Genomic DNA, 12,421 nt, shown 5'->3' on the forward strand with positions numbered 1-12,421 from the left:
TTAGTTTCCTTTTTGTGAGTATTGTTGCTCAACTTTTTGTGTAATTTCGTCACTTAAACGCAGTGCACGCAAAAGTGTAAATACGTTTTCTTCGTGGTTATAATTAAAGTTAACCTGCTGCTGCTCTGCTTTATTATAGCCTTGCAAATTAACCCCTAGTTTTAACCAACCATCATTTTTTAGTGCCACACTGCTATTCAGTTTTTGAATATCTAAATTAGTTAATAGCCCTAACACAGGTTGTAACTCTTGCTGTTGCTGCATTACTGAATCAAACGCGGCATTATTGGTAATTTTTAAATTACCTGTTCCTTGGCTAAATAAGCTACCGTCAATTATTTCAATTTTTCCACTATCAAAGTGAACTGGTAAAGACCCCGCCAAGCGCCCCGTTAATACAATGCCCGACTTATCGTCGAGTGTAACGAGTTTACTTGCATCAATGTTTTCAAACTTAACATTAGCAACTTGGTTTGGCTTCCCTACTGTGTAGCTATCTAATGAAAACTCGCCACCAAACACACTTCCTTTTACATCATTTATAAGCGCGGTATTGTTATTAACTTGCCATTGACCTTCAATCGCTTTAACTACAGCACCTGCTCTAAATTCATTTAAATTAAAGGTAGTTGGTTTTACATTAAGCTTACCTGAATTATATTCCCCGCTAAATACACTGTTTAAATCACTCGCAAGGTAATCGTTATACAGTGCACTTGCATGACTAATCCCTATATTGAACAGTGCATTTTGTAAGTTTATATCGCCACTAATATAGCCATTAAATTCGCCCTCTGTTAACTGTGCAAGTGGCTCAAATTGACTAATAAACGCATTTAACGACAGCGCACTTTGTTCAGGAATAATGACTTCAAACGGATGAGCTTGCGACGACATATGATGATTTATAACTAACTCAACATCGTTTATAAATGCGTGATGCGTGGCTTTTAGTGCACGGCTTTGCAAGCCCGTAGACTCTATTTTTATATTATTAAGTTTTATGTCGGGGCTATTAACAGCCTTTATATTCGTTTTTGCTGTTAGATCCGCAAATAACTCACCTACGCCTAAATTAGCATTTGCTGTTAATGTGTTACTTATATCTGTGACTTTAAATTCTTTATATTCTGCGCTTTTTAATTGCTGCGTTAACGCTACCTCTGCGTTTAACTGTTTATCCATTTTTGCTGTTAAATCACCTTGATATTGCACTGCACTTATATCAAACGCATCTACACTATTAAGCGTTAATTTAGCATTTATAAGCCCAATTGGTTTTGAGTCTATAAACTCACTTATATTAAAGTGACCACTAAGGCTAAGCCCATTCGCTGTTGCAGGTGCAAACTCAGGTAAATTTTCAAGCATAACGGCGTAATCGCCTTTAATTGCAGCGTCAGATAACTGAGCATTAACGTTAATATTATTTATATCAGGTGTATTTATTTGAGCTGACAAAGTTGTCTGTAAGTCTTCAAATGGAGATGTAATATTTAGTGTTGTATCTGTTATTAAAATATCAAATTGCTTATCGCCCACGCTTACCAAATTAATTACAGGTACACTGAGCTCACTAGCCTCTAAGCGAATTGATTGAGGGAGTTTAAGTTGCCAATTTAAAGGCACTTGTTTGCTAATAAAGCCCGCATATTCACTTGGTGGAATTAACTCAGTACAGCTTGGTGTTAAATTAATTTTGTTATTAAGCAAATCGGTATTAAACATTAACGCTTGGCTATTTAAATTAAAACGCGTCGCCAATTTACCAGTGGTTAATACGTTAACTTTGCACTGCTCATACGTGTGAGCAAACTGGGAGCTAATATCGCCATTTAACTTAAGCTCTATACCATCAAAGCTAAATGCTTGCTGAGTATTAAAGTTAAAATCTGCTATTAATGTATTTTTAGTGTTTATAACGTGCTTTAAAAAAGTGTCATTAATTTCAAACTGACCACTTACTTTATTAGCAGTCAAAATTGCACTTGCGTTTATATCACCTGAGACATTAAATTTATTTAGTTCGGGTTCTAATATGCTTATTTTAAGTGGCTTATTGAGCTCATCACTTTTTACTACAAGCTGTTTAATATTGATTAATGGGCGATTTAAGGGAAGTGCTAAATCGAGATTTTTAGCAAGCTGATTAGCATTATCACTTTTAGGGAGTGGATTAACTGTTAGCACTGCATTTTCAATATATACACGCTTTGTATTTGCAGTAATACCAGTGAGTTGTAATTGTTGATTTTGATAATTTAAACACACTCTATCAGCATGAATATTTAAGCTAGACGTAATTGAAAAATCGAGACAACTTAACGTAATGTCTGCTTTTTTGAGCTCAGGCGCTATAACCCATTGTAATAACGGCAAGCGAAATACATAACTAAGCAGCAAGGTACTTAGTAATACAGCTCCAACAATTAAACCAATTCGCTTAAACATACTATCCTTAAATGCTTTGTGCTTTTAGCTAAACTAATACCAACCTGCATAAATCTTTGATCAATTTAACGAATTAAATTGCACTATAACGTCGTTAAAAGTTTTTTATTTAGAACAACTAGATATAAAAACTTTTGCCTAGTTCTAGTGTGATTTTCTTAACGTTAAATAGACCCCATATATAAGCAGATTGGTATAATCAAAAAAGGCTGCACAATGCAGCCTTTTTTATTTTACAGTAAGATTATGAATCTAACTTGTATAAACGTAAATATAATTAACCTACGTTTTTACGTGCGTTACGGAACATACGCATCCACGGGCTATCCTCGAGCCACTCATCTGGGTGCCAAGAGTTGGCAACGCTTCTGAATACACGTTCTGGATGCGGCATCATTACAGTGGCGCGACCATCAGTTGACGTAATACCTGTAATACCTTCTGGAGAACCATTAGGGTTAGCTGGGTACTGCGTTGTAGGGTTACCGTAGTTATCTACAAACTTAACCGCTACAGTGCCGCTATCAAGCGCCGCTTTAGTGGCTGCATCGTTTGCAAACTCAGCATGACCTTCACCATGAGAAACCGCTATAGGCATACGCGAGCCAGCCATTCCATTAAAGAACACAGACGGATTCTCTTGTATTTCTACTAAACTAAAGCGTGCTTCAAAACGCTCTGATTTATTAGTTACAAAGCGCGGCCAATGTTCAGTGCCAGGGATCAACTCTTTTAACGTTGATAACATTTGGCAACCGTTACATACACCTAAGCTGAAAGTATCTTCACGGTGGAAGAAGTTTTGGAACTGATCGCGTGCCATGTCGTTAAACAAAATAGACTTAGCCCAACCTTCACCCGCACCAAGTACGTCACCGTATGAGAAACCACCACAGGCCACTAAACCTTTAAATTGCTCTAGTGTTAAACGACCTTCTAAAATGTCGCTCATGTGCACATCAACGGCTGCAAAACCTGCGCGATTAAACGCTGCCGCCATTTCTAAATGAGAGTTAACACCCTGCTCACGTAAAATAGCCATTTGCGGTTTAGCACCGGTTGCAATGTATGGTGCAGCTATATCTTCGTTTAAATCAAAGTTAAGTTTTACGTTTAAGCCTGGATCTTTTGCATCAAATTTAGCATCAAACTCTTGCTTAGCACACTCAGGGTTATCACGGCGTGCTTGCATTTGATACGTTGTTTCAGCCCAAATAGTACGAAGCTCAGTACGCGTATGATTAAGTACCGTATTTTCGCCACGGTTAAATATAATCGTATCGTCACTGTTAAGCGTGCCAATGTTGTGGCTAATTGCTGCTATACCATGTTGTTCAAACACCGCATTCACTGCATCTAAATCAGCATTTGCAACTTGAATTACCGCACCTAGCTCTTCGTTATAAAGCGCTTCAATGTCAGAACCTATTAAAGCTGCTAAATCAACAGTTACACCGGTATGACCCGTAAACGCCATTTCAGCTACTGTGGTAAATAAACCACCATCTGAGCGGTCATGATAAGCAAGTAACTTACTATCAGCCACAAGTGCTTGCATTGCGTTATAGAAGCCTTTTAATAACTCAGGGCTATCAACATCAGGGGTTACATCACCTAATTGCTTATAAACTTGTGCAAGGCTTGATGCGCCCATGCGGTTTTTACCCGCACCTAAATCAACTAATATAAGCGATGTATCGCCTTTATCTGTGCGCAGTTGTGGAGTTACTGTTTTACGTACGTCGTCAACACGACCAAACGCAGTTATAACCAGTGAAAGCGGCGATGTTACTGACTTCTCTTGTGAGTCACCTTCATCTTTCCATGTCGTTTTCATCGACATAGAATCTTTACCTACTGGAATCGTTAAACCAAGCGCAGGACAAAGCTCTTCGCCTACGGCTTTAACAGCTTCATATAAACCAGCATCTTCACCTGGGTGACCCGCTGCTGCCATCCAGTTTGCCGATAACTTAATGTTTTCAAGGCTACCGATGTTTGCACAGGCAATATTAGTTAACGACTCCGCTACAGCTAAACGAGCAGATGCACCGTAATTAAGTAATGCAGCCGGAGTACGCTCACCAAGTGACATGGCTTCACCGTGGTAAGTATCATACGTTGCCGCAGTTACTGCACAATTAGCAACAGGTACTTGCCAAGGACCAACCATTTGGTCGCGCGCCACCAAACCAGTAACTGAGCGATCGCCGATTGTTATTAAGAATGTTTTTTCTGCAATGGTAGGTAAACGCATTAAGCGCTGCGCTGCATCTGCTGCATTTATTGATGTGATATCAAGCGCTTTGCCAACAACTTGCTTTGACGTTACATCGCGGTGCATTTTAGGTGCTTTACCTAATAATACGTCCAGCGGCAAATCAACAGGGTTATTTTCAAAATGGCTGTCTGACACTGTTAAGTGAGGTTCAGCGGTTGCTTCACCAATAACAGCGTACTGGGCACGTTCGCGCTTACAAATTGCTTCAAAGCGGTCAAAGTCCTCTACGCCAACAGCGAGTACATAACGCTCTTGTGATTCATTACACCAAATTTCGTGTGGTGCCATGCCTGGCTCATCGTTAGGGATGCTACGTAATTGGAATTTACCACCACGTCCGCCATCATTAACAAGCTCAGGAAACGCATTAGATAAACCACCGGCACCTACATCATGGATGAATGCGATTGGGTTTTCATCGCCTAGTTGCCAACATTTATCGATAACTTCTTGGCAACGACGTTCCATTTCTGGGTTTTCGCGCTGTACTGAAGCAAAGTCTAAATCTTCGTTTGACTGACCTGAGGCCATACTTGATGCAGCACCACCGCCTAAACCAATGTTCATTGCAGGCCCGCCTAGCGCAATTAATTTAGCGCCTACAGGAATATCACCTTTTTGAACATGATCAGAGCGAATATTACCTAAACCACCGGCAAGCATAATTGGTTTATGGTAACCACGTACTTCTTCACCGTTATGGCTTGTTACTTTTTCTTCGTAAGTACGGAAGTAGCCTAATAAGTTAGGACGACCAAACTCATTATTAAATGCAGCGCCACCTAGTGGACCTTCTGTCATTATATCAAGTGCGTTTACAATACGACCCGGCTTACCAAAATCGCTTTCCCACGGTTGCTCGTAACCTGGAATACGTAAATTTGATACAGTAAAGCCAACTAACCCTGCTTTTGGCTTAGAGCCACGACCCGTTGCGCCTTCATCGCGAATCTCACCACCAGAACCTGTAGCAGCACCTGAGAATGGCGCAATAGCGGTTGGGTGGTTATGAGTTTCAACTTTCATTAGTATTTCAATGTCTTCTTGATGATACGCATATTCACCTTGCGCATTTGGGAAGAAGCGACCCGCTTTTGAGCCTTTCATTACTGCCGCGTTATCTTTATAAGCCGACAATACATTTTCAGGATTTAGCTCAAACGTATTTTTAATCATTTTAAACAGCGATTTTGGCTGCTCTTTACCATCGATTGTCCAGTCAGCATTAAATATTTTATGGCGACAATGCTCTGAGTTCGCTTGTGCAAACATAAACAATTCGATGTCGTTAGGGTTACGTCCTAACTTTGTAAAATTTTCTACTAAGTAGTCTATTTCATCATCAGCAAGCGCAAAGCCTTGCTCAACATTGGCTGTTGCTAGTGCTTCACGTCCACCACCTAAAATATCGACAGACGACATTTGGCGTGGGGCATCACTGCGAAACAGCTGAGCCGCATCTTCAAGTTCATTGTGTGTGGCTTCAGTCATGCGGTCGTGCAATAACGCAGTTACTTGTGCAAGTTGTTCTGCGTTTAAATCACCTTCAACATAATAAGCAATACCGCGTTCAACACGGTGAACCTGCTTTAAACCACAGTTGTGGGCGATGTCGGTAGCTTTAGATGCCCAAGGTGAAATGGTACCTGGGCGAGGTGTAACAAGTACAAGTTTGCCAGCTGGGGTATGCTCTGCAATAGTTGGACCGTAAGTTAATAGTTTTTCAAGCTTGGTTTGCTCAGAGCTACTCAACGGCGATGTTAAATCGGCAAAGTGAGCATACTCGGCGTATACGTTAGTGACTGGAAGTTGCGATTGTTGGCAACGCGCTAAAATTTTATTAACTCTGAACTCTGAAAGTGCTGGTGCACCACGAAGGATCAACATAGGTAATTTCATCCGGGGTTAGGGATTGAACGATATTTTAGGCACGCATTATAGTCCAATTAGCATTCAGATTTAACTCAAAATTACGCTTTTCATAAAATTAACTTTTTAGCTTTATTTATAGCCTCTTTTGGTTAATAAAATAAAAGGTAAAGTGACGCGATGGCTTAGTTTTGCTATAACGGTGGCTGGCGAGCTTAAGGGGCACTCAATGTTCAAAGAAAAACTAATAATAATCATTACTTTAGTTATGCTGTTATGTGCATGTGATATGCAAGAGCAGCCAACTCAACTCGCCCAAATAAAAGAGCAAAACAAAATACGTGTGGGTACACTTGCAAGTGCTAGTAATTATTATCAAGCCGTTCAAGGTGAACAAGGCTTTGAATATGAGCTATCTCAAGCATTTGCTGAATATCTAGGTGTAGAGCTTGAAATAGTGCCATTTTTTAACTTATCCGATATGTTTGAACGCCTTGAAAGCGGTGATTTAGATTTAATTGCCTCAGGACTTACCTATAATAAAACCCGTGCAGAGCAATACCGTTATGGTCCAACTTACAGAACCATCAGCCAAAAATTAGTTTATAAGCAAGGACGTGTTCGTCCTCGAGAGTTTGCCGACTTAGATGGCAACTTTACTGTTATCGCTAAAAGTAGCCATTCGCTTACTCTGCAAAAAATGAAAAAAAACAATCCAGATCTTAATTGGATAGAAAGCGAAGAGTTTGATGAAGAAGAACTACTTCAAGCGGTTATTGATGGCGAAATAGATTACACACTCGCTGATACACATACACTATCGTTATTTCGCCGTTATCATCCAAATTTAAGTATCGGTTTTTCTGTTAGTCATAACGATCCGATTGCATGGATACTTAATAAATCTAAAGACGACTCTTTATATGCGTTGTTGGTGCCATTTTTTGGTGACGTTAAGCAAAGTAACCAGCTCTATGTACTTGAAGAAAAATACTTTGGTCACGTGCGCCAATTTAACTATGTAAATACCCTAGCCTATATAGAAGCAATTAAAGAAACCTTACCAACATACCAACCATGGTTTGAACAATATGCTGGTAGCCTTGACTGGCGATTATTAGCGGCACTTAGCTATCAAGAATCTATGTGGAATCCTCGCGCTAAATCGCCAACAGGCGTTCGCGGTATTATGATGCTAACCCGCAGTACAGCAAAACAAGTAGGTGTTACCAACCGCTTAGAGCCAGAGCAAAATATTCGCGGTGGTGGTAAGTATTTAAGTAAACTGATTAAGCGTATTCCTGATAGAATTCCTCAACCTGATAGAACATGGCTTGCACTAGCAGCTTACAATGTAGGTTGGGGGCACGTTAACGACGCGCGTATAATTACCGAGCAGCAAGGCGCAAGCCCTGATAAATGGGCTGATGTAAAAAAACGCTTACCGCTGTTAATTAAAAAGCGCTATTACCGTAAAACTCGCTATGGTTATGCGCGTGGCGATGTAGCGGTTAAATATGTTGATAATATTCGTCGCTATTACGATGCACTTGTTTGGCTAGATGAGAATAATGCTATTGCTGTAGAACCTGAACCAGAACCAATCACAGAGCAGAGCACTGATACCGAGCCAAAGCTAAATGAAGAAAGTGACGAAAAAAGTAACAAAGATGAAGCGCAAACAGAAAAACAACAGCCTATAATTGAGCCCGAACAACCGAGTAAAAACAATAACTAAGATTTGTATAGGTATCAGTTTTTTGAGCAAGCAAGTAAGCAAACTTTAAGTAAATTAAATATCTGTTTACTTGTCATCAAATGATCACTAATGTGTATTACTTGTATATTATTATTTTATAAGATATACCCTGCGCCTTTCTCACTCTTGCATTAGGAGAAAACATGCTAAAACGTAGACGCACACAAAAATTAAAACGCAATGTGATTTATTCAACAGCCACACGTCGTCGTGTTATGCTAAGAAAACTGCACAAAAAAATCATCTGGCGCCGCCGAATGTTTGCTATGCAACAAATGGCTGAAACAGAAATAGAGCCAATCGCTAGTTAACTCTAGCTAAGTTTATTTATTTGTTCATCACGAGCAGCTTTCTTAGCTGCTTTAATTTGCGCTCTTCTACGTTTAAAAAAATTCGAAATAGTATCACCGCACTGTTGTGCTAAAACACCACCGCATACCTCTACTTGATGATTTAACCTCGGCTCTTGTAATAAGTTCATAATTGAACCTGCAGACCCAGTTTTAGCATCGAGGGCACCAAATACTAAACGCTTTATTCTGCTATGCACTAACAATCCCGCACACATAGAGCAAGGCTCTAACGTTACATATAGTGTGCAATCAATTAAGCGGTAATTGTTAAGGACTTTTCCAGCTTCTCGCACTGCAATCATTTCGGCATGGGCTGATGGGTCGTTATCGGTTATTGAACGGTTGTACCCGACTGAAATTAGCTGGTTATCTTTGACTACAATCGCTCCAACAGGAATTTCATCAAGCAACTCTGCTTGCTTTGCATACAAAAGCGCTTGCTCCATCCAGTAGGAATCATTAAATGGCTCGTTCATTCTTTCTACTTAAATAACTTTTTATGCTGTAATTATACCTAGTTAGCACTCTAAAGTGCGTCATTCATTACTTTATTGCAAAAATAAAACGATATTTACCTGTTTGTAATGGCTCACTCGTGTGGATTTACGCTATAATCTCACGCTTTTTTTATTTAGCTCACAACACGGGTAGCAAATGAAATTTCCTGGACGCCGCAGGCATAAACATTATTTTCCAGTGGAAGCCAAAGATCCACTTACCAATCAACTTAACGCAACAGAGCGATTACAACGTAGTTATATTACGGGTATCGATCAGATCGTTGTTGATATAGAGGCAAAAGTTGATCAAGCTTTCCTTGACGAATTTCAACTACGTAGAGGTATGTCACAAGTTATTGATAGCGACATAACGAACGCCTTATACGATCGTTTAAAATTAAACGATATGGTTGATTTTGAGTTTGCCGGTGGGACCATTGGTAACACTATGCACAACTACTCTGTACTTGCAGATGATCGCTCAGTTTTATTAGGCGTAATGAGCGAAAATATAAAAATAGGTAGCTATGCTTACCGCTTTTTATGTAATACCTCAAGCCGTGTAGATTTAAACTATCTTCAACCAGTAGATGGGCCTATAGGTCGTTGTTTTACATTAATTGATGAAACCGGTGAGCGTACTTTTGCAATAAGTGCGGGCCTAATGAATCACTTACGCCCTGAATCTATCGATAAAAACCTTATTGAAAATTCATCAGCATTAGTGATCAGTGCCTACCTCATGCGTACGCAAGGTAGTGAAACGATGACTGAAGCGACTATGCAAGCGGTAAAATACGCTAATGATGCAGGTGTGCCAGTTGTTCTTACACTCGGCACTAAATTCTTAATTGAACAAGACCCGGCCTGGTGGGCAAACTTTGTTGAAAAGCATGTTGATATTCTTGCTATGAACGAAGAAGAAGGGTTAGCTATTACAGGTTTTGAAGACCCTCTCCTAGCTGCCGATAAAGCACTTGATTGGGTGGATTTGGTAATTTGCACCGCTGGCGAAAAAGGCTTATTTATGGCCGGCTACGTAGACGAAAGCTTAAAGCGTGAAACCGAATACCCGTTATTACCAGGCGCAATACCTGATTTTAATCGATACGAATTTTCACGTGCTATGCGTAAAACCGAGTGTGATGAGCCTATCAGAGCATATAGCCATACAGCCCCATTTATGGGTGGACCTGACTCAATCAAAAACACCAATGGTGCAGGCGATTGTGCTTTAGCGGCTGTGCTACATGACTTATCAGCAAATGTTTATCATAAACTTAATGTGGCAAACTCAGCTAAGCATCAGCAACAAGCTATTACTTACTCGTCACTATCGCAAATTAGTAAATATGCTAACCGAGCTAGTTATGAAGTGTTAGTTCAGCACTCTCCTCGTTTATCTCGCGGTTTACCAGAGCGCGAAGACTGCTTAGAACAGGTTTATTGGGAACAATAATAACGGTGGGAGCAAGTATTGCTCCCTATCAACTTCCTAAAAAATAGAAATATCGAGCTTTTTAGATAGCAGTTCCAACGCTGCAATTCCTGCAACCGAATTACCAAACGAATTAAGTCCCGGAGAATAAACAGCTACCGTAAACTTATTTGGTAACACGGCTAAAATAGTCCCTGACACTCCCGATTTACCTGGCATACCTACTCTGTAACCAAAATCCCCCGCAGCATCGTATAAGCCACTGGTAAATAATAGCGAATTAAGCTGCTTATTTTGACGGCTACTTAAAACACGATCGCCCGATCGATTATCAACACCTTTATTTGCTAGAAAATTATAAGCTTTGGCTAATTCAATACAGTTGAGCTCAATAGAACAAAAGTTAAAGTAAGACCATAAAACATCATCGACTTCATTTTCAAAATTACCAAACGACTTCATTAAATGCGCCATAGCAGCATTACGATGCCTAAATTCATACTCAGAATTAGCGACTTTTTTATCAATCACTATCCCTCTATTACCAGCTAACAACCTAAAGGTCTCGAGCATAGAGTGCATTGGTGCAGATAAGCGGCTGTACAACGCATCACACGTTACAATTGCGCCTGCATTTATGAAAGGGTTACGAGGAATCCCTTTTTCAAACTCAAGCTGTGTAAGCGAGTTAAAAGCAGTACCTGAAGGTTCCTTTCCAACTCGATGCCAAAGCTCATCACCATAACGTTGCAGTGCCATAGTAAGTGTCATAACTTTAGAAACTGATTGAATAGTAAAACGTTGGGAGCAATCCCCCGCACACACAGTTCCACCATCAGTTGTATAAATAGCAATAGAAAATTGCTCAGGATCGACCTCTGCAAGGGCCGGTATATAATCAGCTACTTTTCCTTGTGATAATAAAGGGCGTACTTCATGTGCTATTTCATCAAGCACCTTTTGGTAATCAGCTGTAGGCAAACTAGACCTCTATATCATCATTCATAAAAATTGGATTTTAGCACGCGCGAATAGACGCACCTAGTTTTGTTGATGAATTCAAAGGTGAGATTTTTAAATTGAAAGCAAAAAACCGTTAAATCACTGTAACGGGTTTCTCTTAATTAATTCCTTGTAATGTCGTAGTGCCCACAGCGGTGGAGAGGCACATAGCAAATGCTACACTATCATTGGTCGGGCTCGTCTTCGAGCTATTCGTTGATGTATAGGAATACAAACGCCGCGGCGTACAGGGTGTGCAGAAGCGGCCACTACTGCATTCGGCATGGGGTATTGCTATTTATATCAATCTCAGACAGCAAAAAACCCGTTACATTGCTGTAACGGGTTTCTCTTAATTAAATCCTGGTAATGTCCTACTTTCACATAGCAAATGCTACACTATCATCGGCGCTGTTTCGTTTCACTACTGAGTTCGGCATGGGATCAGGTGGGTCCAAAACGCTATTGTCACCAAGAAAATTCTTTTCAATTTTCTTATTTTAATTATTAAGGTTAAAGTCCTTCGACTGAATTTGAAGCCTGGTAATGTCCTACTTTCACATAGCAAATGCTACACTATCATCGGCGCTGTTTCGTTTCACTACTGAGTTCGGCATGGAGTCAGGTGGGTCCAAAACGCTATTGTCACCAAGCAAATTTGGGCGTTAATACGTATTTCTGCGTATTAACTGAATTTGGAAAATATCTGATAATATTTTTTAAGTTTTTCTAAGTAATATCTACTTTAGTTATATTAACTTCTGTCTA

The 12,421-nt window shown here is 39.9% G+C and carries 7 protein-coding genes and 2 rRNA genes; 3 read left to right on the top strand and 6 right to left on the bottom strand.

Translation table 11 applies throughout. The annotated features are described in order from the left end of the window. Positions 1–2,451, bottom strand: a complete 2,451-nt coding sequence (locus FFU37_RS11775; protein WP_138489556.1) for an intermembrane phospholipid transport YdbH family protein — start codon at positions 2,449–2,451, stop codon at positions 1–3. Between the two features lie 277 nt (positions 2,452–2,728). After that, a complete protein-coding gene (gene purL, locus FFU37_RS11780) occupies positions 2,729–6,619 on the bottom strand; it encodes a phosphoribosylformylglycinamidine synthase (RefSeq protein ID WP_138489557.1) in 3,891 nt (1,296 codons plus the stop codon). A 211-nt stretch (positions 6,620–6,830) separates the two neighbouring features. Between purL and mltF the strand changes: the two genes are divergently transcribed. After that, the gene (gene mltF, locus FFU37_RS11785; RefSeq protein WP_138489558.1) at positions 6,831–8,339 is read left to right on the top strand and encodes a membrane-bound lytic murein transglycosylase MltF; all 1,509 of its coding nucleotides are present in this window, start codon (positions 6,831–6,833) and stop codon (positions 8,337–8,339) included. A gap of 164 nt (positions 8,340–8,503) precedes the next feature. Further along, complete coding sequence (locus tag FFU37_RS20300) at positions 8,504–8,671, top strand: hypothetical protein (protein ID WP_002961076.1); 168 nt, start codon at positions 8,504–8,506, stop codon at positions 8,669–8,671. A 2-nt stretch (positions 8,672–8,673) separates the two neighbouring features. Here FFU37_RS20300 and tadA read toward each other — a convergent pair whose 3' ends face one another. Beyond that, a complete protein-coding gene (tadA, locus tag FFU37_RS11790; protein WP_138489559.1) occupies positions 8,674–9,189 on the bottom strand; it encodes a tRNA adenosine(34) deaminase TadA in 516 nt (171 codons plus the stop codon). Positions 9,190–9,367: 178 nt separating this feature from the next. On the opposite strand from tadA, the gene FFU37_RS11795 reads away from it, so the two are divergent. Further along, the gene (locus FFU37_RS11795; RefSeq protein ID WP_138489560.1) at positions 9,368–10,672 is read left to right on the top strand and encodes an inosine/guanosine kinase; all 1,305 of its coding nucleotides are present in this window, start codon (positions 9,368–9,370) and stop codon (positions 10,670–10,672) included. Between the two features lie 36 nt (positions 10,673–10,708). Here the strand turns inward: FFU37_RS11795 and glsB are convergent, their stop codons facing one another. From glsB to rrf (FFU37_RS11810), 3 genes are all read right to left on the bottom strand, one after another. Then, entirely contained in the window at positions 10,709–11,632 is a 924-nt protein-coding gene (glsB, locus tag FFU37_RS11800) for a glutaminase B (RefSeq protein WP_138489561.1), read from the bottom strand. A 382-nt stretch (positions 11,633–12,014) separates the two neighbouring features. Continuing rightward, positions 12,015–12,129: ribosomal RNA gene (gene rrf / locus FFU37_RS11805) — 5S ribosomal RNA — on the bottom strand. A gap of 62 nt (positions 12,130–12,191) precedes the next feature. After that, positions 12,192–12,306, bottom strand: a 5S ribosomal RNA gene (gene rrf, locus FFU37_RS11810). Between the last annotated feature and the right edge of the window lie 115 nt (positions 12,307–12,421).

This window comes from Pseudoalteromonas distincta, from assembly GCF_005877035.1.
GTDB classification, from domain to species: Bacteria; Pseudomonadota; Gammaproteobacteria; order Enterobacterales; family Alteromonadaceae; genus Pseudoalteromonas; species Pseudoalteromonas distincta.